Consider the following 22,897-nt stretch of genomic DNA (forward strand, 5'->3'; position numbering starts at 1 on the left):
CGGGTCAGATCCGGGTGCCAGTCGTGCTGTCAAACAGATGGCAGATTGAAGGGGGAATAGCGGCCATAAACGGGGCGCCAATGTCTGCACGAAAATCCTTGGGGGCTTTGACGGACACAAGATTACCATCAACCTTAACCGTCACCATTGTCGCATCACCCAAAAGTTCCAGAGAATAAATGGGCGCGTTCAGTTGACCTTGATCTGCGATTTCAGCATCTTCCGCGCGAAAGCCAAGTGTCACAGGACCACCGACAGATGCGGGCAATCCCGTTATCGTGACATGTTGGGCAGTGAATGTGCCGTTTTCCAAATGTCCCATCATCAGGTTCATGGCGGGGCTGCCAATGAAGCTGGCAACGAATGTATTCGCAGGATTATCGTAGATATCAGTGGGCGTGCCCATTTGCTGCACGATGCCTTTGTTCATGACCACGACGCGGTCGGCCAATGTCATCGCCTCGATCTGATCGTGGGTGACGTAAATCGTGGTTACTTTAAGTTCATGGCTTAAATTTTTAATTTGTGCACGGGTTGATACCCGCAGTTTCGCATCCAGATTGGATAAAGGTTCATCCATCAGAAAGACATTCGGTTCACGGACAATTGCGCGTGCCAAAGCCACACGTTGGCGTTGCCCGCCAGACAGTTCAGCCGGTCGGCGGTGCAGAAAATCTGTTAATTCAACCATTTCAGCCGCGCGGCGCACACGTGCATCGTGGGTCGCAACATCAGATTTGCGGACTTTCAACGGAAAGCGAATGTTTTCATAGACATTCATATTCGGGTAAAGCGCATAACTTTGGAACACCATCGCAACATCGCGGTCTTTCGGATCCAGATCGTTGACCCGTTTTCCATCAATCAGAATGTCGCCTTCGGTTGCCTCTTCCAAGCCTGCAATCATGCGCATCGTCGTTGTCTTGCCACAACCAGACGGGCCAAGCAGAACCAGAAACTCACGATCTTTGATGGTCAGATCAAAGTTGGCGACACCAACAAAGCTGCCCCATCGTTTCGATATATTTTGCAGCTTGATTTCAGCCATTTCAGCTCGTTGATTTGCATACGATTGCATATGTTTAGGCGCGAATTAAAAATACATCAAGCTATATGTAAAAGTAATAATCTGTCGTGGTCGGGTAAAAATTCTTGCTTTTCACAGTAATCTCCAAGATTAATTGCAAACGTATGCAAGCAAAATTCGATTCGAATATGTGTGGTCTTGGCGCAGTAGAACTATAATAAAAAGTACGCATCCTGATTTTGGCAGGACATCAACAGAGGGGTTAAAACCGTGATAACTTGGAAAACTACGGCTTTGGCATCGGCGTTTGCTGTGCTTGGAACGACTGCGTCAATGGCGGATTGTGGTATAACAAGCGGCAAGGTTTCGATACTTGGAAATGACTTCCCTGCCATACAGGCGTTGGTCGAAGCAGCAAAGGAATGTGCCGGGAACGGTGTCAGCGTATCATCCAATCTGACCACAGAACACCGCGACATCCAGGTTGCCGCCTTGACTGCAAATCCTGCGCAATACAGCAGCGCGATTGTTGCTAACAGCTCGATCGTTCCTTTGATGAATGACGGCTTGATCCGGCCCCTAGATGATTTGGTTGCCGAACACGGACAGAACTTGAAGCCAAGTCAGTTGATTACAATTGATGGAAAAGTGATGGCAGTTGCTTTTATGGCAAATGCACAGCACATGTTTTATCGTTCAGATCTGATCGAACAGGCGGGTGTTACGGCGCCCGAAAGTTATGAAGATGTTCTGGCAGCTGCAGAAGCCATTCGATCCGCAGGAATTATGGAACATCCGGTCGCGTTGAATACAAAGACCGGCTGGAACCTGGGTGAAGAGTTTGTAAATATGTATTCCGGTTATGGTGGCGTGTTTTTCCAGGATGGCACTGCTGAGCCGAATATTAACAATGAAACCGGCGTTGCTGCGCTGAATACGTTAAAAGCGCTGACTGAATATTCAAATCCTGATTTCCTGACCTTTGATTCAAACGCGACACAGGCGTTGTGGGAATCTGGCGAGGTTGCAATTGCCACCCTTTGGGGGTCGCGGGCTGCGGGCATCTTGGATGCCGAAGGATCAACAAGTGATGTAACGAGTACAACTGTTCTTGCCGGGGCCCCGACCGTTGGTAACGGAACGACCCCGGCCACAACGCTTTGGTGGGATGGTTTTACGATTGCGGCAAATATCAGTGACGAAGACGCTGAAGCCACATTTATTGCTATGGTGAATGGTATTTCCCCCGAAGTGATTGCGGCCAATAACGATGATGCTGTCTGGCTGGGCGAAGGATATACGCCCGGTGATGCCTCTGTCGGGATATTTGCATCTGTTCAAGGGGGCGCTGCACCCTATCCAATGCTGCCTTACATGGGGCTTATGCATACTGCACTGGGGGATGAATTGTCAGATTTCCTTCAGGGTCAGGAAACGGCTGAACAGGCACTTGCAGACGTAGAAGCGGCATATCGCACTGCGGCGAAAGAACAGGGCTTTCTGCAATGAAAACCTGATGCAAAGGCCCGTGGGCCTTTGTTTTCATTTCAAGGACCTGCGTAATGCCTCATCGGACATTTCTGTGGTTCATTTTCCCGTCCTTGGCGGCGATGATCCTGTTTATTGCGATGCCCATTGCATCGGTTTTGATCCAATCGCTTTATGTCGAACATGAACAGGTTATCGTTCTTGGCGAAACCTGTGGGCCGTTCGGATGTACGCCAAGTACGACGGTTGATGTCGAAGCCACTGCTCAGTTAAAGGAAGATGCGCCACTTGGGCGTTTCAACGGGCTTGGTACATATCTGGATCGTGGCCATTTGGCTGTAAATGAATTGCGAATGGCTTGGGCCATATCCGATGGTTTGGGCGATTTTCTAAGCCGGGTCATGAACCTGCCGTTTTACAAGGCATTGGCGTTTACAATGACCTTTACCTTTGTAGTCACACCTTTGGTCATCGTTTTGGGGCTGGCAATTGCCCTTGGGGTCAATGGGTTGCCTAAAATGCTGAAAGGTCCCACCATTTTCGTATCACTGCTGCCGATGATCGTCACACCGCTGATTGGATCGCTGATCCTGTTCTGGATGATTGATGCGGATGGGATTATTGGCAAAACCTTGCAGGTGATTTTCGATGACCCGGATCTATCGCTGAAAGCATCGCCGACACTGACTTGGATTGTTCTGATCATTTACGGTGTATGGCATTCGGCACCTTTTGCATTCATCGTTTTTTACGCCGGCCTGCAAACTGTTCCCGAAGAAACGCTTGAGGCTGCGATGATTGACGGGGCAAGTCGATGGGAACGCATTCGTTATGTTGTAATCCCGCATATGGCGCCGTTGGTTGTTTTTATATCGCTGATGCAGCTGATGGATAATTTTCGCGTGTTTGAACCCATCGTCGGATTTTCAGCACAGGCGAATGCCACATCACTAAGTTATATCATCTACAGTGATCTGCGGGGCGATCAGCAGCAGTTTGGGTCGGCCGCTGCGACTTCAATGTTGACCATTCTTGGGGTTGCCGTTTTGCTGACGCCTGTGTTGATCCGCACATGGCGCGATTTTAACAGAAAGCGCGCCTGATGAGCATCGCATCCCAACGCCGATCACCTGCATTGATCGTTTTTTCGACAAGTTTCGTGATCTTATGGGTCATTCTTGCGGCCTTTCCGTTTGTCTGGACGCTTTGGGGGTCTTTCAAGGTTCAGGCAGATTTCTTTTCCAAAGCAGACTGGACGAATGCACTTTGGGGTGTACGTACGGTGGCGGAAACAGGCGCAGCCTTCACGGGTGACGGATATTACGGGGCCTGGGTTGAACAAGATTTCTGGCGTGCGGTACTGAACACACTGATTGTTGTTGTATTCACGGTGATCATATCGCTGACGTTTGGAACTTTGGGGGGCTATGCGCTGGCGCGATCCGGATATCGCTATGCTTTCTGGCTGCTGATGATTGCGCTGGTCTTTCGTGCGATGCCGCATATCACGCTGGTTTCGGGTTATTTGCTGCCATTCTTTGAATGGAATCTATGGGGGCATCTGCCAACGGCGATTATTGTTCTGGTTGCCATCAATCAGCCTTTCACGCTGTGGATGCTGCATTCATTTTTCCTGAATATTCCCAAGGATCTGGACGAAAGTGCGATGGTGGATGGCTGCACCCGATTTCAGGCGTTTCGCCATGTGATCATTCCGGTTATGTGGCCTGGGGTGATCACGACAGGGCTGTTCAGTTTCCTGCTGGCCTATAATGATTTTGCAGTCACGGCGATGTTGTTAAGTCAGGATAATCAAACGATGGTGCCCAAAATCGCAAGTTTTCTGGGATCAACGCAGGTCGAGGGTAACGTGATGTTCGCAGTTGCCGCTGTTGTTTCGGCCACAGCACCGTTATTTGCTTTGATCATGTTTTTCCAACGCCAGATCGTCTCGGGCCTGACCGCAGGTGCCGTGAAAGGATAAGATGACAGACTTTCAGACTGAAAAGGCGCTGGTTCTGGCGCATTACAAAGCCCTGACTGATGCTTTGCCAGATACGGCAACCGCACAATTGTCAAAACATACTGCGCCCGATTGGGATTGGCGTGGTGTGGACCCGTTTAATGAACAAACAGGCGTTCAAGCCATAGCAGATGTTTTCTGGACACCGTTTTTGACCGCAATGTCACGGGTTCAGCGCCGACAGGATATCTTTATTGCAGGTCTGAACGAAATTGACGGCTTCAAATCGGTCTGGGTTGTTTCAATGGGCCATCTGATGGGGCTTTTTGACCAATCTTTTCTGGGTATTCCGCCCACAGGTAAAATCGCGATGCTGCGCTATGCGGAATTTAACTGTGTGGAAAACGGCAAAATCACCCGTACAGCGTTCTTTTGCGATATCCTGCATCTGATGCGGCAGGCGGGTGTTTATCCATTGGGTCCGCAAACCGGCGCGCATCTGATCCAACCTGGGCCTGCGACACATGATGGGCTGCTAATGACGGCGCAAAACCCGCAAGAGGGGACAGAAACATTACGGCTGATCAACAGCATGGTCGGTGATATCAACGAAAGCCACAGCTTTACCACGCCGCAACAGGAACTGGCCCGCTGTTGGCATGATGACATGATCTGGTGGGGCCCTGATGGCATCGGCGCGACCTATACAATTGATCGTTATATCGAACAGCACCAACGCCCGTTTCGAACAGCTATTTCAGACCGTGTGTTCAATGGCCACATTTGTCGTTTGGCCGAAGGCAGTTTTGGAGGCTTTTTCGGCTGGCCTAATCTGACAGTTACGCCGACAGGGGGATATATGGGGTTGCCACCAACCAAGCGCCCCGCTGATATGCGGGTTGTCGATATGTATCGCCGTGACGGTGATAAATTGGCAGAAAACTGGATTTTCATCGACATGCTTCATTATCTGAAAATTCAGGGATTAGATGTTCTGGACCGATTGCAGACATTAAATCCCAAACGATGAAAAACGAACTGCAAGAAAATGGGTGTGTTTGGATAAGGCGTGCGCTGGATGAAAGGGCACTGAGCCGGTTTGACGCGGCGTGTGATCTTGGCGCAAAGCCTGGTGCGCGATTACAGCTTGATCGGGATGTTACGGCAGATCTTGATAGTTTAATCGCAGCTATTTTGCCCAAATCACGCCCCGTGCGGCTGGTTTCATTTAATAAAACTGCTGACAGCAATTGGGCTGTTCCGTGGCACCAAGATCGCGTGATTGTTGTTCGCGAAAAACACGATGTCGAGGGTTTTGAGAACTGGTCGCAAAAGTCGGGCGTATGGCATTGCGAACCGCCGGTCGATGTCTTAGAAAATATGTTGTTTGTCCGGGTACATTTAGATGCTGCAGATGCAGAAAACGGCGCGATGCAGATCGCCTTGGGCAGCCACAAAGAAGGGCGTGTTACGTCGGAAATGGCGGCGAAAATTGCAGATCGCTATCCTGTAGAAACATGCGTGGCGCAAAGGGGTGATGTTTTGATCTTGCAGATGCTGACTTTGCACAGGTCTTTGCCATCGCAATCAAAATCAGATCGTCGGACGTTTCGTATTGACTATGCGGCATGCGATTTGTCGTATCCTTTGACGTGGGTATCGGCATAACTTATTGCCTTTGTGGGTTTATGTATTCTTATATTCTAACGGGGATTGATATTTGAAAGTTATTTTAAAAGTTTGGGCAACTTTCATGATGCTGTGCGCACCTTGTTTTGCGGGACCTTCCGGGCAGGTTTGGATCGAAGAAGATATCATTGCAGTCAACGACACACATATCTTCATCATGCGCGACATACAGGATAATTTAGCGTTTCATAACGTTTTGCGGACCGACACGTTTCTGGTGTCAAAGGATATTCAAACAGGGCTGGATGATCAGATCTGGCCCGTAAGAATTGTTGTCTATTATGGTCGCGATACGGACACTGGAAACGAAGGCAGGCTGACAGAAACTGAACCTATGGGGCGTGTTGATCCTTATGTTGTTCTGATCGAGAATTTTGCGCGCCCAACTACGTTTCGGTTGAAAGGGTATTCTTTTACAAACCAAAAAACCCTTGCTATGGAAAATGGTAATCTGGGCTTTGTGTTGACGTACGTTGGTACTGAATATCGCATCCGCTTTCAGGATGTGCAGGCACAAGTGTCATCAAATATGACAAAAATCTATGATTTTATGGTTCAGCGGGATCCTGAATTAGCATATATGTTGCCATTGGGTGGACTTGTTGAATTGGAAGATATTCAGCCGAATATCGATGAAGAATGCAAGATAGTGGATAGATTTAAGGAACAAGGCACAAAGCGCGCATGGGCTTTTCTGCAATTGAATTGTGAGCGGGAAGAGAGTTTTGGCCTGTCTGTGTGGGTTGCTGTCCCACCTGCACAATAAAGCCGCTTGTGAACAAGCATTTGTCGGAAAACGGCACAGCTGCGTCCAAGGGTGTTGATACTTCTGTCACAAATTGATTGAGTTGCCCCGATTGATGAGTGAGGTGATCAGATGCGCTATTCCGCCCTGCGGGTGATCAAGGAAGGCCTGACCGGCAACCGCGGCTGGCAGCCCGTCTGGCGCGATCCCGAACCCAAGGCAGAATACGATATCATCATCATCGGTGGCGGCGGGCACGGGCTGGCCACGGCCTATTATCTGGCCAAGGAACATGGGGTCACCAATGTTGCCGTGCTGGAAAAGGGCTATCTGGGCGGCGGCAATGTGGGGCGGAATACGACTCTGGTGCGAGCGAATTACTTCCTGCCCGGCAATTCGGAATTCTATTCGCATTCCCTGAAACTGTGGGAGGGGATGGAGCACGACCTGAACTACAACGCCATGCACTCGCAGCGCGGGCTGATCAATCTGTTCCATTCCGACGCGCAGCGCGATGCTTTTGTGCGACGCGGCAACGCGATGATCAATCAGGGTGATGATGCAATCCTGTTGGACCGGGACGGCGTGCGGAAAATGGTGCCCTATCTTGATTTCGACAACACGCGCTTTCCGATCTATGGCGGGCTGTATCACCCGCGCGGCGGCACGGCGCGGCACGATGCGGTGGCCTGGGGCTATGCCCGCGGGGCCGACCAGCGCGGTGTCGACTTGATCCAGCAGTGCGAGGTCACGGGGATCGACATCGAAGGCGGCGTGGTCAAGGGCGTGCAGACGACGCGCGGTGCGATCCGGGCGAAGAAGGTGGGGATTGTCGTGGCGGGCCGGTCGGGCCAGGTGGCGGCAATGGCGGGGATGCGGCTGCCGATCGAAAGCCACGTGCTGCAAGCCTTTGTGACCGAGGGGTTGAAGCCCTGCATCGACCATGTGGTCAGCTTTGGCATGGGGCATTTCTATATCAGCCAGTCCGACAAGGGCGGGCTGGTCTTTGGCGGTGATCTGGATTTCTATGCCAGCTATGCCGCGCGTGGCAATCTGCCCATGGTCGAACACGTAATGGAGGCCGGGATGACCCTGATGCCCATGATCGGCAAGGCGCGGGTCCTGCGCAGTTGGGGCGGGATCATGGACATGACACCCGACGGGTCGCCGATTATCGACAAAACGGATACTGAAGGCCTGTTTATAGATTGCGGCTGGTGCTACGGCGGGTTCAAGGCCGTGCCCGCCTCAGGCTTCGCCTTCGCCCACCTGATGGCCACCGGCCGCCCGCATGATACGGCCGAGAAATTCCGTCTGGATCGCTTCCGCACAGGCGTCAGCATCATGGACGAGGAGGGCACCGGTGCGCAGCATAATTTGCATTAGGGTGTTGATCTATCTCATGACCATGTTTCTTTATTCAAGCTTGAGAACCCGCCCGGTGGGCACCACCGGGCAGCGCCCGACCCGCCCCCCCAGGGCGGGCGCTTCTCGCCCACCCTCGGGCCGGTCGCTGCCCTTGCTTTCGGTGCCCGATATCAGTCTTAACGAGGGGCAACCCCAATGCGCATAACATGCCCCATCTGCGGCGAACGGGACCGGCGCGAGTTTTATTATCAGGGCGCGGCGGTCGCGCTGGACCGTCCCGCACCTGATGCGGGACCTCAGGCCTGGGATGACTATGTGCACCTGCGCGACAACCCCGCCGGGCGGACCTGCGACCTGTGGTTTCACGAAATGGGCTGCGGCGCCTGGATCGTGGTCGAACGCGATACCGTGACCCACGAGGTTTACTCCACCGAACTGGCAGAAAAGGCCGCGCGATGAGGGTTAAGGACAAGGGCCTGATCAACCGCGCGGTACCTTTGCGGTTCACCTTCGACGGGCGGCATTACGAAGGGTTTCAGGGCGACACGCTGGCCTCGGCCCTTTTGGCCAATGACGTGCGGCTGGTGGGGCGGTCGTTCAAATATCACCGCCCACGCGGTATTCTGACGGCGGGGTCCGAGGAACCGAACGCTCTGATGACGATCACCGACCGGGCCGAACCTAATGTGCGCGCCACGGTGCAGGAACTTTATCAGGGGCTAAGCGCCAAAAGCCAGAACAACTGGCCCTCACTTGCGCGCGATGCCCTGTCGGTCAACGATCTGATGGCGCCTTTCCTAAGTGCCGGATTTTACTACAAAACCTTCATGTGGCCGCGTGCCTTTTGGGAACGGGTCTACGAACCCCTGATCCGCCGCGCCGCCGGTCTGGGGGCACTGGACAAGACACATAACCCGGACCTTTATGAAAAAGCCTATGCTTTCTGCGACGTGCTGATCATCGGGGCGGGGCCTGCGGGCCTGATGGCGGCGCTGACGGCCGGACGTGCAGGCGCGCGGGTGATCCTGGCGGATGAAGATAGCCTGATGGGCGGGCGCCTGAACAGCGAAACCTATCAGATCGGCGATCATACGGGTCAGGACTGGGCGGCCGCGGCGGTTTCTGAACTGACCGCCATGGACAACGTTCGCCTGATGCCGCGCACCACGGTCACCGGTGCCTATGATCAGGGCACATATGGCGCGCTGGAACGGGTGGCGCATCATATTGCCAAGCCCGCGGACGACCTGCCGCTGGAATGCTTCTGGCGCATCGTGGCGAAACGCGCGATCCTTTGCGCGGGCAGTCTGGAACGGCCCATTGCCTTTCCCATGAACGACCGTCCCGGCATCATGACGGCCAGTGCCGTGCGCAGCTATCTGAACCGCTATGGCGTGGCGCCGGGCAAATCCATCGCGATTTACGGCAATAACGACAACGCCCATCAAACCGCCCACGATCTGGCGGCTGCTGGCGTCAAGGTGGCCGCCGTCATCGACAGCCGAGCGGATGCGCAGGTGCAGGGCGATTTTCCCGTCTATACGGGGGCCGAGGTGATCAACACAACCGGCCGCCTGGGGCTTGAAGAAATCTTGGTGCGTCATAACGGCGAAAATCTGATGGTGAATGCCGACTGTCTGGCCATGTCGGGCGGCTGGAACCCGACGGTGCATCTGACCTGTCATATGAACGGGCGGCCTGTCTGGCGTGAGGGAATTCTGGCCTTTGTCCCCGCCGATGATGCCATTCCAGGTCTAAGTGTTGCCGGTGCCGCGCGCGGTATCTTTTCGACCCGCGGCTGCCTGCAGGATGGGGCGAAGGTCGCGCTGCAGGTGCTGGATGATCTTGGCATCAAGGCCCGGGCCGATGTGCCCGAGGCAGAAGAAACCCCCTATCAGATCAGCCCGCTTTGGGCGGTGCAGGGCAAGGGCCGTGCCTGGCTGGATTTCCAGAACGATGTGACAGTGAAAGATGTCAAACAGGCGGCTGCCGAAAACTTCCGTTCCGTCGAGCATATGAAGCGCTACACGACCCAAGGCATGGCCACTGATCAGGGCAAAAACTCGAATGTGGGGGCTTTGGCGGTACTGGCTGACGTCACGGGCCGTGCAATCCCGGAAACCGGCACGACCACCTTCCGTCCGCCCTTTAGTCCGGTGTCGATTGCCGCGCTGGGGGCAGGTGCGCAGGGCAAGGGCTTTGCCCCCGAACGCTTCACGACGTCCCATCTGCCTAGCATTCAGCGCGCAGCCCCCATGATTGAGGCGGGCCTGTGGTATCGCCCCAGCTATTTCCCGATGCCCGGCGAACAGACCTGGCGGGAAAGCTGCGACCGAGAGGTCAACATGGTCCGCACCAAGGTCGGCATCTGTGATGTCAGCACCCTTGGCAAGATCGATATCCAGGGCCCTGGCGCGGCCGAGTTTCTGGATTTCGTCTATACCAACACCTTCAGCACGCTAAAGGTCGGGCGCGTCCGCTATGGCCTGATGCTGCGCGAAGACGGCTATGTGATGGATGACGGCACCACTGCGCGTCTGGGGGATCATCACTATGTCATGACCACAACGACCGCCGCGGCGGGCCAGGTCATGCGGCACCTGGAATTTGTCCACCAGTGTTTAAAGCCCAAGCTGAATGTGCGCTTTATTTCTGTCACCGAACAATGGGCGCAATTCGCGGTCGCAGGTCCACGGGCGCGTGATGTGCTGAACGCGCTGCTGGACGATCCGATTGATAACGACAGTTTCCCCTTCATGGCCTGCGGTCAGGTTAAGGTGGCCGGGACGCCCGGCCGTCTGTTCCGCATATCCTTCAGCGGCGAACACGCCTATGAAGTCGCGGTACCCGCCCGCTATGGCGAAAGCCTGTTCCGACTGCTGTGTGCCCAGGCCGAGGCGATGGGCGGTGGCCCCTACGGGATGGAGGCGCTGAATGTTCTGCGCACCGAAAAGGGCTTTGTAACGCATTCGGAAATCCACGGGCGCACGACGGCCTTTGATATCGGGGCGGAACGAATGGTCAGCGCCAAGAAAGACTGCATCGGCAAAACCATGGCCGCGCGTCCGGGGCTGATTGATGATCATCGCGAACAGCTGGTCGGCCTGAAACCCGCGGGTGCTGTCAAACAACTGATCGCAGGCGGACATCTTTTTGCACCGGGGGCCGAGGCTGTGCGCGTGAACAGTCAGGGCTATGTGACTTCGGTCGGCTATTCGCCCACACTGGACTGCTATCTTGGGCTGGGTTTCCTGAAAAACGGCCGTGCGCGTCATGGCGAACGGGTGAAAATGGTCGATCACCTGAAGGGCGTCGAAACGCTATGCGAAGTCTGCGATCCGGTCTTCTTTGATCCAGAGGGGGGACGCCTGCGTGGTTAAACTGGTTGCCAAAGCCCCATGCGAAGGACTTTTGCCCTTTTCCTATGGGACAGTTTCACTTAGCGAAGTTACCTATGATAGCCTGACCTCTGTCGCCCCATTTGTAGGCAAAAGCAAAGCGGTGGCGGATGTTTTTAAAGCTGCGGGAACACCCATGCCTGCAGTAGGCCGCGCGACAGGCAAGGACGGACAACGCGCCATCTGGTTCGGTCGTGGCCAGGTTTTGCTGGCGGGTCTAACGATCGAAGGCCTTGAGGGTCTGGCCGCCGCGACGGACCAGTCCGACGCCTGGGCTGTGGTCCGGTTGGAAGGTGAAAACGCTGATGCTATCCTAGCCAGGCTGATTCCCCTTGATCTCGATAAGGGGGTGTTCAAGCGCGGCCATACGGCCCGGACACAGGTCCAGCATATGATGGCGTCGATCACACGGACCGGTGTGCAGACCTTTGAGATCATTGTCATGCGATCCATGGCCCGCACATTGGTGCATGAATTGGAAGTCGTCATGAAGGCTGTTGCAGCACGACACTAGGTTTCGCGCCGCATGGTCACGTGCTCGAGGCCTCTGCCAGGAATATTACGCCAAGAAGAAGGCGATTGTTTTTATAAATATCTATTGTAAAGCGTGTAAAATCGCGCGCGATAGTGTGCCCAATTGGATCATGCCCCTAAAAAAGTGGATTGTTTTATGGTATAGAGCGTCATCGGCCACTGGGAGGAACGATCATGACACGACATATTTTCGACCAAACACACGCCCGTAACGGCGCAAGCCGGCTGCGCCAGTTCATCATGTTAGAGCGTCGCAATACCACACCATCAGTTGTGCAAGATTTGCGCCAGCGTCGACGTGTGCGCCATAATGTGCATCTTAGAAAATACTTGCGTATTGCGCGTGGCCATTTGGCTTAGGTCTTGTTTTTAAATTAGTAATGGCCGTCCTGTTGGGCGGCTTTTTCATGTTGCCTTCTTGCGGCGCCATGCCATGTTGCGATGCAAAAGGATGACAACCATGACAGACACCCACAAAGAAAAAATGAAACAGTTGCAGACAAAGCAGCGTGAAAAAACCACTCAGGCTGTTGATGCAGATCGGGGTTTGGTGTTGGTTCACACAGGCAACGGCAAGGGTAAATCCAGTTCGGCTTTTGGTGTTGTCGCGCGTGCTTTGGGATGGAAGCAAAAGGTCGGCGTTATCCAGTTCATCAAGGGAAAATGGATTACCGGCGAGCGGCAGTTCTTCAGTAAATTTCCCGATGATCTGACATGGCACACGATGGGTGATGGGTTTACATGGGATACGCAGGACAAGGATCAGGATACAAAAGCAGCAGTGGCAGCCTTTGCAAAGGGGCGCCAGATGATGGAAAGTGGCGACTTTGATCTGATCGTTCTGGACGAGATCAACATCGCATTGCGCTATGATTATCTGAATGTGCAGGATGTATTGGACGGGCTAAAGGCGCGATCTAATCGAACGGGCGTTATTTTGACAGGCCGTGACGCCAAGCCAGAGCTATGCGATTACGCGGATCTTGTAAGCGAAATGCAAGAGGTCAAGCATCCGTTCCAAGCGGGTATCAAGGCGCAGCGTGGTGTTGATTTTTAAAGCTTATGCCGCAAATTTAGATACTCAAACAGTACGCCAAAAGATAGGGCGCATAGGATTGAGATAAAAATCATTTCTCCTCCGTCCTCTAAAATACCAAGGATGGTGTTCAAAAGCCCGACGGTTCCCGGGGTGATAAGTGTTGCGTGAACGGCGTCAAAGATAACACCGCAGACGGACAATGCGATCAACGCTATGAAAAAGGGGATAAGTTTGGCGCGTATATCCGGATTTGATCTGATCCATGCGATTGCAATCGCCCCGAAAACAAGGATGCCCATTCCAGCAAGAACGATCAATTCTCCTATGACCTGTTGATCCAGTCCAAAAAAAGATGTGACCTGTAGATATTCAAATACGGACAGGCCTGCGGTTGTTCCGAATGTTTCATGGCCTGATTGACTGTCATCCAATCCCAAAAGAATGAAACAGGCCATTAAAACGGCCCAGGCCCATTTCCTGCTGAAAACAAAAGCGGCGGCCAGTGCCATGGCTGCCAATGCCCATTTAAAGACATTGAATTTTTCAGCGATTGCATAGTCTATCTCTATATTCAGTCGACCTGGCATATCAGATAAAATGCCCGCAGAAACGGCGATCTGCCCTGCGACGTAAGCAAAAATCAGCAAAATATCGATTGCAATAAGCGCACACAGGATTTTTGTGTGAGGGCGAACGCGAACAGCAAATACTTTATCTTGGGTCAAAATTGTCATTTGTAACAGATTTGTAAATATTGTTAGGCTTGTCGATGTCTTAGTTACGAACAGCCCCCAGGCGGCGCATTTCTGCGCCACCATGATATTAGCTGCAGCAAACTATCGCCAGCTTTACTGAAAGTAACTTCGTACCAGACTGCTGGCAATCAATGTCCAACCATCGGCGACGACAAAAAAGGCCAGTTTGAAGGGTAAAGATACGATCGCTGGTGGTACCATCATCATACCCATCGACATCAGTACTGCTGCTACGACCAGATCAATGATCAGGAACGGCAGAAAAATAAGAAAGCCGATTTTGAACGCTCGTTCGATTTCTGACAACAGGAAAGACGGGATCATCAGCGACAAAGGGGCATTCACGCTAAGGGGGGGGTGTTCGGTTGGTCGCAGTTCAGCAAGGGACGCATATGTATCAGGTTCAATCCGTGCTGACATGAATTCGCGAAAGGGCTGCATCGTACGCACAAATGCCTCGTCCATTTCGATTTCCTGATTGGTCAATGGCTTAATGCCACTTTCATAAGCTTCGGTAAAAACAGGCTCCATCACGAAATAGGTCAGAAATAGTGCAAGACTGACCATTAGCATATTTGGCGGGGATTGTTGTAGACCAATCGCCTGTCGCAGGATAGCCAAGACCGTTACGATGAACGGAAAGCACGTGATCATAATCGCAATGCCAGGCACAAGGCTAAGCACTGTAATCAATGCCATCAGTTGAACCGCACGCCCTGATACAGATGCATCGTCACCAAGCGAGATTGACACCTCTTGCGCGGCAGCAGGTCCGGCAAGAAAGGCAATCAAAAGCGCCAAAAGGGGAAGAAGCCGGATCATTCCAGACCGTTTTTTAGATCGGCGACTTCGGTCAAACGAACTGCCAATTGACCTTCGCGTTTGCCTTCCTGTTCTTCCAGAACGCCGCGGGCGATGAGGCGGTTACCGATGAACAACTCAACCGGATCATCGACGGATCGGTCCAGCGGCAGCACTGCGTTTTGCGATAGTTCAAGCAGTTCCTTGACCTTCGGACGCGCGGTCCCGACTGAAATCGTGATTTCAATTGGAACCTGTGTAAACGGATTTTGCGGGGCGTCTTCAGAAGGATGTGTGTTCAGTTCGGTCATTGCCAAGCTCCTTTTGTGACAACTGGAAAAAATTATCGACCAGTTGCCGGATGGCAGTAATTGTGTGGTCCATATCGATTTGCTGTGCGGTGTTATTATGGGTTAGAAATGCCTGTCCGTTGCTTAAAGATGCGTCAGGTGTCAGGCGGGTGGGCAGGGTGCAATCCTGTGGGATCAAGCTTTCAAGCTGCATCAGATTATTAGGATGCGTACGTATTTCCATAGGTGTTTCTGACGGGCTTTGTGCTGCATTCAGAATTTGATCCACGATATGTGGTAACAAGGTTTGACTGGCAATATCTGGCAGCACCTTGGCTGTCATGGCGTGAAACACAGGCTGCAGCGCGCCCATTATGTGGCTGCGAGCTTCATGATAGGTAAAGCTAAGATCTTGCAGGCTTTGCGCGAATTCTGCCGAGATTTTTCTTTGTTCATTCTCAGCTGTCTTAGTCGCATCATCCCAACCGGCACGATACCCATTTTCAAAAGCCTCAACCCGGGCTTCTTCAAGGGCTGCCTCGGTAATAGTTGTGGGATGAGGTGAGGTGATGACCCCAAAATCTTCAAGATCCATCAGAATGGTCATCAGGCTTTCTCCTCTTCATCTTCCATCCATTTACGCAGGATTTCGACGGTTTCTTCCTGACGATCATCAATCATGGATCGAAGGCGTGTTACCGGATCATTGGATGGCGATGGCAGCGGTTCAAAATCATTGCCCATTGCATTTGCAACTGGGAAATCAAAGTCAGACGCTGTTGCCATCTGGGGCATTTCACCATCGTCAATCTCGCCGGTAAGCGTTGGCAGGCTGAAGCCGGTGTCTTCGTGTGGTGGTGGGGGCAATTCCGGCAAGGCTGGTGCTGGCTTTGACAGTAAGATGGGACGTACAACAAACAGGCCCAACAAAAGTGTTACAATCGCAAGGACGAAGAGTTGGATTAACGTCATAACATCGAAATGAAGCCCTGAGAAAGCAGATGATGTCGCGGATGTCCCCAGTTCTGCCATTGGTTGAAAGGCCATGGATTTGATTGTGATGACATCGCCGCGTGCCTCGCTGAAGCCAACGGCTGATGCGACCAATTCCTGCAATGCGGCCAATTCTGCATCCGGACGCGGTTGAAAAACAGCGGTGCCTGCCGCGTCTGTTTGTGTCGTGCCATCAACTAAGACCGCAACGCTTAACCGTTTTATTGCACCTGGGCCGCGCAAAATTTCGCGCTGTGTTTCAGAGACTTCGTAGTTCACTCGTTCACGGGTTTCTGAATTTTGACTTGAGTTTGTGCCTGGTGTTGCTGTTGCATCCCCTTCGGGCAGATTAGATGCTACTGTGACACCACCGCCATTATCACCGCTTGCCGTGTTTGTCCGTTCTTCTGTGTCAGTACTGATGGCGACACGGCTTTCAGGATCAAAACGCCGCTCTACAATCGATTCGCGGTCTGTTATGGTTTCCAAACTCACCTCAACAATGGCATTGCCTGCGCCAACCCGAGCTTCAAGCAGGCGTTCCACACTTCTTTTCAATGCCTCTGATTTGTCTGAGTTTGATCCGCTTTGCGCACTGGGTTCATCTGATGCACCGATCAGTCCACCCTGGCTATCAATGATTGACACATCGACCGGGTCCATTGCTGGCACAGCCGACGCGATAAGAAACCTTAATGCCTTGGCCTGGTTGGCATTAATGCTGCCACCCGAGGATGATACTGTCACAGATGCGGTCGGTTTGACATTACGGGCAAAGGGCTGGGCGCTTGGGCTTGAGATATGAACGCGCGCTGTTTTGATATTAGCGTTTGCTACGATAGTTCGTGCCAGTTCACCTTCTTTTGCACGCCAATATGCGGCATCAAACATTTGCGAAGTGGTGCCAAAGCCAGACAGCGAATCAAGTAGTTCGTAACCAGCGCCACCGGTTGCGGGCAGTCCTTCGCCCGCCAATGACATGCGCAATATATCGCGTTGATCTGATGCGACATAGATTGCATCACCACGGACTTGATATGGTACTCCGCGCGCTTCAAGTGCTGTAATCACTTCGCCCGCTGAGGTGCTTTCCAATCCGGAATACAACAATGTCATTGATGGGTTTGAAGCCATCCGCGATAGTCCAAGAATTGCTGCAAACATACCCACAGTGGCGAGCACAATGATCATGCGTCGCTTATTATCCATGGTTGTCCAGACAGATTGAATCTGCTGCAAGACGAAACTCCCTTAAGTTCGGGCATTCTGCCCCCGTCGAGCCAAAGTCATGGGCCATGCTTATTAACAATCGGTTAGCTTCCTGCAGTTTATAGATGGTTCGTCAAAACAAGCTGGAAGCATCATGGCTGAGATCGAAGAAAACAGTGAACCGAAGAAGAAAAAATCAAAATTACCTTTTTTATTAGGGGTTATTTTGGCATTTTTGGGCGCTGGTGGCGGTTTCTTTGCTGTCCAATCGGGTATGATTCTTGGATCCGGATCGCATTCCGCACATGCAGAAGAAAAAAAATCTGATGCCCTGCCAAAGGTCGCTTTTGTCGCAATGGATCCGCTGCATATTTCATTAGGTCGCGGCGCTGAACGTTCACATCTTAGATTTCAAGCTCAGCTTGAGGTTGAGGCCGGTGCCGAAGAAGATGTTCAAGTGCTTTTGCCACGCGTAGCGGATGTACTGAATAGTTACCTGCGCGCAGTTGAACTGTCCGAGGTCGAAGACCCAAGTGCTTTGGTCAGATTGCGTGCACAAATGCTTCGTAGAGTTCAGTTGGTCGTCGGCGATGAGCACGTGAAAGACCTGCTGATTATTGAATTCATACTTACCTAGAGGACGTACAAATGGGCTTGGTTGCAGATATTTTACTCGTAGCGGGCGCTTTGGGCACCGCATTTTATTGCATGATATTGTCGCGCCGTTTGCGCCGTTTCAATGACTTGGAAAAAGGGGTTGGGGGGGCTGTCGCAATGTTGTCGGCGCAAGTCGATGATATGACTAAAATGCTTGAGAAGGCGCAGCAAGCGGCCCAGTATTCTGCCGGTTCTCTTGGTGAGCTGACAGAGCGTGCCGAAGCTGTTTCAAAACGTCTTGAACTGATGGTTGCGTCAATGCATGACATTCCGGACGCGCCTTCGAAACCTGTTCAAACCACTGCAAATGGATCATCCGATTCCGTTTTTGTTCGACATCGCGAACACGTAGCTGGGGTACGCTAAATGGCAAAAAAGTCTATTAAGCGTCGTAAAGGTACGCTTTTTATTATCGCAGGATTGCTTTTGGCTTCTGGAGTTTTTCGCCTTACCGGCGGCGTTGGACAGGCTGTTGCACGTGAATTCGAAGAGTTTGGGGCGAGTGAAGTACATAGCGGAACCTGTGTTGCGGATCTGGAACCTGTTCTTGATGCTATCAGGCAACGTGAAAATACTGTGGCTGCCAGAGAAGAAGAATTAGCTGTGCAATTACAAAAATTGTCATTGGCCAAAGCAGAAATTGAAAAAAACTTTAATGCTTTGATTGCTGCAGAAGCAGAACTTGCAGCCACGTTGACCCAAGTTGAAACTTCTGCAGAAACAGATCTTTCGAAACTTACGGCAGTTTACGAAAGTATGAAGCCCAAAGACGCCGCTGCATTATTTGAAGAAATGGCCCCTGAATTTGCGGCTGGCTTTCTGTCGAGAATGCGTTCTGACACAGCGGCCGACATTATGGCAGGGCTAAAGCCTCAGACGGCATATACAATCAGTGTTCTTTTAGCCGGGCGAAATGCGAATTTACCCAAAGAATAATGCATCTGCTTACCGATTCTTAATATGGCCCTGAAAAAGTGCCGCTAACGCAGTTTGATTCAGAGGCGGTCCTATGATCGGAATAATCGGTATTGTCATCATTTTCGTCATGGTTTTTGGCGGTTACCTTGCTGCCGGCGGCAAGATGGGCATTATTCTGAAATCACTTCCCTATGAGATGACGATGATTGGTGGTGCCGCAGTTGGCGCTTTTGTTATCAGCAATGATATTTCGGGCATCAAGCATACAATCAAAGATCTTGGCAAGGTCTTTAAAGGTCCAAAATGGAAACCAGACGATTATCGTGATTTGCTTTGCCTTTTGTTTGAGTTGATCCGTTTGGCACGTCAGAATCCAGTAGGCTTAGAAGAACATATCGAAAACCCGACGGAAAGTTCGATCTTCTCGAAATATCCGAAAATACTTAAAGATCACGAAGCCACAGATCTGATTTGCGATACCCTTAGATCAGCTTCCATGAACTACGATGATCCGCATCAGGTCGAAGAAGTTTTAGAAAAACGGATGGAAGCAAACTTTCATCATGCTATGCATTCAAGCCACGCTTTGCAGACAGTTGCAGATGGATTGCCAGCACTTGGTATTGTTGCTGCGGTTTTGGGTGTGATCAAGACAATGGGGTCAATTGATCAACCCCCAGAGATACTAGGTAAACTGATCGGTGGTGCGCTTGTCGGCACATTTTTGGGTGTTTTTCTTGCCTATGGTCTTGTTGGACCTTTTGCGGCGAAAGTAAAAACGTTGACCGAAGAAGACAGCCATTTTTATCAACTCATACGTGAAGTGCTGGTTGCAAACCTACATAAACATTCAGCAAACATTTGTATTGAAGTTGGACGCCAAAACACACCGTCACATATTCGGCCAAGTTTTTCAGATCTTGAAGACGCCTTGAAAGGTGCGAAACAGGCAGCTTGAAAATGCGCATACTGTTAATATTTTTTGCATATTTTTGCGTATCTGTGGCGAATGCCGAGGTCGCCGCAATACGATCAGGCGAACACACTGATTTTTCCAGACTTGTAATTCAGTTCTCTGACAGACCAGCTTGGGATCTTCTGCAAGTTGGCGATAACTATACGCTTAGCGTTACCGACACAGGTCAGCGTTTCAATACATCTGTTATTTTTGATAAAATTCCACGCACTAGAGTCAGCAATGTGGCCGATTTGAAAAATGGCAGTATTGTTTTGGAGGTTGAATGTGATTGTTATGTTGATGCCTCTAACTACAAAGAAAATAGCATAATTATTGATGTTGTCGATAGTTCTGTACCTAAAGATAGCCGTATCCTACTCGAAGCTGATGATCCGCTTCAAACTATGAAAGAGCGGCTTCCTGTTGTTTTTGAAGATTCGGAAACCGTTGATGCAAAGCACAGTGTCTCGGATGGTTTCAAACGCCATATTGAAGATATTCAGGCCCAAAAGAACAAAGTCGCCCTGGTTCAAGCTGATCTGGTAAAACAACTTGGAATGGCTGCAGCAGATGGACTAGTAAATGTTGATCTTAAGCAACCAGATCCAGCGATTGAAAACAAAGAAAATCATACACCAGACTTTTCTTTGCCAGATTTGCCATTGAACTCAAAGGGTCATGTACGTTTTACCAATGGTGCTGCAAATACGCAGCGCGAAACGGTTAAATTACAAGACCAACCAAACTGTATTCAGGATGATCGGCTGAATATATCATCTTGGGGGAAGCCGGATCAATTTACGTTTGGCTTATCGCAGTGGCGTAGTCGTCTTTTGGGCGAATTTGATCGTCCGGAAGCGGATGCGTACATTGGTTTGATCCGTCATTATCTTTACTTTGGTTTAGGCGCAGAAGCACGTGAACTGATCGAAAATATCGAAATGGATTTCCCCGATAAAGCTATTTTGTATGAACTGGCGCAGATCTTTGAAAAACAAGAATTTTCAAACAGTAACGTTTTTGCGTCTCAGTTGTCATGTAATAGTGTTACAGCATTATGGGCGATTCTCGCAATTGGATCAGAACCACACCCAGATATAAATGAAACGGCTATTTTGCGTGGCTTTAACACCTTGCCGCTGCACCTAAGACAATATTTGGCGCCAACACTTGCAGAAAATTTGTCGCGCAATCAGCGGCAAGATGTTGCACGCCAAATTCTAACTGCGGCAACACGTATTGATGATGTCTCAAGCTCTCAGCTTGTCATGGCTGAGGCCGAGCTTGAAATAGAAGATGGTCGCGCAAAGCAGGCTGAGGCTAGATTAGAAACTTTGATAGGTACCAACAGTCACATCGCAGTTGATGCTTTAATTGCGTTGATAAACGGAAAAATATTACGAAATGAGGCCGTTACGGCTGAACAAATAACTCAGATTGCTGCATTTGCGTTTGAGCATAAAGGGTCCAAACGAGGATTGCGTTTGTCTGAATTGCACGTAAAAGCAGCGTCAAGTGCTGGTATGTTAGATGAAACTGTTCGTGCTCTTTCTTCAGCAGAGCGTTTGACAAGTGATCTTGCATCGAAAGCTGCCATTAATCTGGCAACCAATGCAGATGAAATGGACTTCTTGTCAATTGCATTTTCACCACCAAAACAGTTTGATCCGTCAAACTTAACTATTTCTGCAAAGACGGCAATTGCGGATCGCTTAGTTCAGACAGGTTTTTTTAGACAGGCGCAAAACTGGTTTGAAAACGTAGCATTCGAAGATATGCCATTAGATGCTAAGCTAATTTTAGCGGAAAGTCATTTGGGTGTTGGGGATTTTCAGGCAGTTATTTTGACGCTGAAAGATATAGATAGTCCTGCTGCTGCAAAACTTAATGCACGCGCTGAATTTGCCTTGGGAAATTTCACCACTGCGCATGCGGGATATAAAGAGGTCGGACAAGATGACATGGTACGTGTATCGGCCTGGAATTCTGGTGATTGGGATTTGATTGAACAGACTGAAACGCAAATTCAGCCAGAGATATCACTAGTCGCGTCTCAGCAGGAGCGACTAGAGACGATATCTGAAAATCAAAAACTATTGGAAAAAAACAGGATGCTACTTGAGCAAAGCAATCAAACAAGGGAAGCGCTGCGGGTTTTGCTATCAAGCGAGATTACAGACGAATAATCTGGTCAATACTTACGATTTCTAAAGATTTACGCCGCTAACATGCTGCAAAACCCAGCAGCAGAAGGCGGCTGAATATGCATATGAGTGAAATGCCTAAAGGTGTGTTTTTTTTAAAACATTATTCGCGGCAGATCAGAAGTGGGAATTTCACCAAGCCTGACTTGATCAGGCTTATTTTTCTTTTCTTGATAATTATAGCTTTTGCATTTGCGCATCCTGTATCGGCTGCTCAGTCGAAAATTTGCGATGATGCAGTAAATTTTGCATCAAAACAAACGGGCGTGCCGGTTTCAGTTCTTAATGCGATCACGCTGACTGAAACGGGTCGTACCAAAGCGGGCAAGACAAATTCTTGGCCGTGGACCGTTAACATGGAGGGAAAGGGCGTTTGGTTCGACGATAAAGATAGTGCTTTATCCTATGTTTTTCATCACTTTAAAAGCGGCGCACGCAGCTTCGATGTTGGCTGTTTTCAGGTAAATTACAAATGGCACGGACAAGCATTTTCATCGATAGAAGAAATGTTTGATCCGCGTCAAAACGCTGTTTATGCGGCAAATTTTTTAAAGCAGTTATATCAGGAACTTGGTGATTGGAGTTCGGCTGCTGGCGCATATCATTCACGCACACCAAAGTTTGCCACTAGGTATCGCAAACGGTTTGATCAATTTCATGCTCAGTTAAAACAAACCTCGACACCGGATTTAGCGAAACAAGACGGGTTACCAGAAGAAAAATCCGTGCCGATATCTGATAGTGCTGGATATCCGATCGCGCGGCTTTCGGGTGCCCCAACTGGTTTAGGGTCGCTGGTACCAATGGGGTCTGGATCATCAGCCAAGCCATTCTTTTCACAAGCACAGCCGGGAATTTGAT

Annotated in this window: 24 protein-coding genes; 18 read left to right on the plus strand and 6 right to left on the minus strand. The window is 50.8% G+C overall.

What is annotated here, in order from left to right; all coding sequences use genetic code 11:
- Positions 1-4: 4 nt before the first annotated feature.
- Positions 5-1,048, minus strand: coding sequence for an ABC transporter ATP-binding protein (locus HRQ87_RS07485; RefSeq protein WP_174136862.1), 1,044 nt, complete (start codon positions 1,046-1,048; stop codon positions 5-7).
- A gap of 252 nt (positions 1,049-1,300) precedes the next feature.
- On the opposite strand from HRQ87_RS07485, the gene HRQ87_RS07490 reads away from it, so the two are divergent.
- From HRQ87_RS07490 to cobO, 12 genes are all read left to right on the plus strand, one after another.
- Complete coding sequence (locus tag HRQ87_RS07490; protein WP_425501531.1) at positions 1,301-2,536, plus strand: ABC transporter substrate-binding protein; 1,236 nt, start codon at positions 1,301-1,303, stop codon at positions 2,534-2,536.
- Between the two features lie 53 nt (positions 2,537-2,589).
- Entirely contained in the window at positions 2,590-3,618 is a 1,029-nt protein-coding gene (locus HRQ87_RS07495; protein WP_174136865.1) for a carbohydrate ABC transporter permease, read from the plus strand.
- The gene (locus HRQ87_RS07500; protein WP_174136867.1) at positions 3,618-4,499 is read left to right on the plus strand and encodes a carbohydrate ABC transporter permease; all 882 of its coding nucleotides are present in this window, start codon (positions 3,618-3,620) and stop codon (positions 4,497-4,499) included. The genes HRQ87_RS07495 and HRQ87_RS07500 overlap by 1 nt, the downstream gene beginning before the upstream one ends.
- 1 nt (position 4,500) lies before the next feature.
- Complete coding sequence (locus HRQ87_RS07505; protein WP_174136869.1) at positions 4,501-5,508, plus strand: ester cyclase; 1,008 nt, start codon at positions 4,501-4,503, stop codon at positions 5,506-5,508.
- Positions 5,505-6,146 (plus strand): phytanoyl-CoA dioxygenase family protein, encoded by a 642-nt coding sequence (locus HRQ87_RS07510; RefSeq protein WP_174136872.1) that lies wholly within the window; start codon positions 5,505-5,507, stop codon positions 6,144-6,146. Before HRQ87_RS07505 ends, HRQ87_RS07510 begins: the two co-directional genes overlap by 4 nt.
- A gap of 85 nt (positions 6,147-6,231) precedes the next feature.
- Complete coding sequence (locus HRQ87_RS07515) at positions 6,232-6,933, plus strand: hypothetical protein (protein WP_174136874.1); 702 nt, start codon at positions 6,232-6,234, stop codon at positions 6,931-6,933.
- Positions 6,934-7,044: 111 nt separating this feature from the next.
- The gene (locus tag HRQ87_RS07520) at positions 7,045-8,298 is read left to right on the plus strand and encodes a sarcosine oxidase subunit beta family protein (RefSeq protein WP_174136876.1); all 1,254 of its coding nucleotides are present in this window, start codon (positions 7,045-7,047) and stop codon (positions 8,296-8,298) included.
- Between the two features lie 177 nt (positions 8,299-8,475).
- Entirely contained in the window at positions 8,476-8,739 is a 264-nt protein-coding gene (locus HRQ87_RS07525; protein ID WP_174136878.1) for a sarcosine oxidase subunit delta, read from the plus strand.
- On the plus strand, positions 8,736-11,660 hold the full coding sequence (locus HRQ87_RS07530; RefSeq protein WP_174136880.1) for a sarcosine oxidase subunit alpha family protein: 2,925 nt from the start codon (positions 8,736-8,738) through the stop codon (positions 11,658-11,660). Before HRQ87_RS07525 ends, HRQ87_RS07530 begins: the two co-directional genes overlap by 4 nt.
- Positions 11,653-12,192, plus strand: coding sequence for a sarcosine oxidase subunit gamma (locus tag HRQ87_RS07535; protein WP_174136882.1), 540 nt, complete (start codon positions 11,653-11,655; stop codon positions 12,190-12,192). The genes HRQ87_RS07530 and HRQ87_RS07535 overlap by 8 nt, the downstream gene beginning before the upstream one ends.
- A gap of 194 nt (positions 12,193-12,386) precedes the next feature.
- On the plus strand, positions 12,387-12,572 hold the full coding sequence (locus HRQ87_RS07540) for a hypothetical protein (RefSeq protein WP_174136884.1): 186 nt from the start codon (positions 12,387-12,389) through the stop codon (positions 12,570-12,572).
- Between the two features lie 100 nt (positions 12,573-12,672).
- Positions 12,673-13,269: a cob(I)yrinic acid a,c-diamide adenosyltransferase gene (gene cobO / locus HRQ87_RS07545; protein ID WP_174136886.1), complete on the plus strand. Its 597-nt coding sequence runs from the start codon at positions 12,673-12,675 to the stop codon at positions 13,267-13,269.
- On the opposite strand, the gene HRQ87_RS07550 is transcribed toward cobO, so the two are convergent.
- From HRQ87_RS07550 to fliF, 5 genes are all read right to left on the minus strand, one after another.
- Positions 13,266-13,985 carry a hypothetical protein gene (locus HRQ87_RS07550; protein ID WP_174136888.1) on the minus strand — a complete coding sequence of 240 codons (720 nt, stop codon included), beginning with the start codon at positions 13,983-13,985 and terminating at the stop codon, positions 13,266-13,268. The genes cobO and HRQ87_RS07550 overlap by 4 nt on opposite strands.
- A gap of 114 nt (positions 13,986-14,099) precedes the next feature.
- Positions 14,100-14,828 carry a flagellar type III secretion system pore protein FliP gene (gene fliP, locus HRQ87_RS07555; RefSeq protein ID WP_174136890.1) on the minus strand — a complete coding sequence of 243 codons (729 nt, stop codon included), beginning with the start codon at positions 14,826-14,828 and terminating at the stop codon, positions 14,100-14,102.
- On the minus strand, positions 14,825-15,118 hold the full coding sequence (locus HRQ87_RS07560; protein WP_174136892.1) for a FliM/FliN family flagellar motor switch protein: 294 nt from the start codon (positions 15,116-15,118) through the stop codon (positions 14,825-14,827). Before HRQ87_RS07560 ends, fliP begins: the two co-directional genes overlap by 4 nt.
- Entirely contained in the window at positions 15,090-15,704 is a 615-nt protein-coding gene (locus HRQ87_RS07565) for a FliH/SctL family protein (RefSeq protein WP_174136894.1), read from the minus strand. Before HRQ87_RS07565 ends, HRQ87_RS07560 begins: the two co-directional genes overlap by 29 nt.
- A complete protein-coding gene (fliF, locus tag HRQ87_RS07570) occupies positions 15,704-17,329 on the minus strand; it encodes a flagellar basal-body MS-ring/collar protein FliF (RefSeq protein ID WP_174136896.1) in 1,626 nt (541 codons plus the stop codon). Before fliF ends, HRQ87_RS07565 begins: the two co-directional genes overlap by 1 nt.
- Positions 17,330-17,453: 124 nt before the next feature.
- On the opposite strand from fliF, the gene HRQ87_RS07575 reads away from it, so the two are divergent.
- From HRQ87_RS07575 to HRQ87_RS07600, 6 genes are all read left to right on the plus strand, one after another.
- Positions 17,454-17,936, plus strand: a complete 483-nt coding sequence (locus HRQ87_RS07575) for a flagellar basal body-associated FliL family protein (RefSeq protein ID WP_174136898.1) — start codon at positions 17,454-17,456, stop codon at positions 17,934-17,936.
- 11 nt (positions 17,937-17,947) lie between these two features.
- Complete coding sequence (locus HRQ87_RS07580) at positions 17,948-18,322, plus strand: hypothetical protein (protein WP_174136900.1); 375 nt, start codon at positions 17,948-17,950, stop codon at positions 18,320-18,322.
- Positions 18,323-18,892 carry a MotE family protein gene (locus tag HRQ87_RS07585; protein ID WP_174136902.1) on the plus strand — a complete coding sequence of 190 codons (570 nt, stop codon included), beginning with the start codon at positions 18,323-18,325 and terminating at the stop codon, positions 18,890-18,892. It begins immediately after the preceding gene.
- Positions 18,893-18,965: 73 nt separating this feature from the next.
- A complete protein-coding gene (gene motA, locus HRQ87_RS07590; protein ID WP_174136904.1) occupies positions 18,966-19,832 on the plus strand; it encodes a flagellar motor stator protein MotA in 867 nt (288 codons plus the stop codon).
- 2 nt (positions 19,833-19,834) lie between these two features.
- Complete coding sequence (locus tag HRQ87_RS07595; RefSeq protein ID WP_174136906.1) at positions 19,835-22,018, plus strand: tetratricopeptide repeat protein; 2,184 nt, start codon at positions 19,835-19,837, stop codon at positions 22,016-22,018.
- A 77-nt stretch (positions 22,019-22,095) separates the two neighbouring features.
- Entirely contained in the window at positions 22,096-22,896 is an 801-nt protein-coding gene (locus HRQ87_RS07600) for a transglycosylase SLT domain-containing protein (RefSeq protein ID WP_246251852.1), read from the plus strand.
- Position 22,897 lies beyond the last annotated feature (1 nt).

Origin of the sequence: Parasulfitobacter algicola (genome assembly GCF_013315265.1) — a bacterium.
Taxonomy (GTDB): domain Bacteria; phylum Pseudomonadota; class Alphaproteobacteria; order Rhodobacterales; family Rhodobacteraceae; genus Parasulfitobacter; species Parasulfitobacter algicola.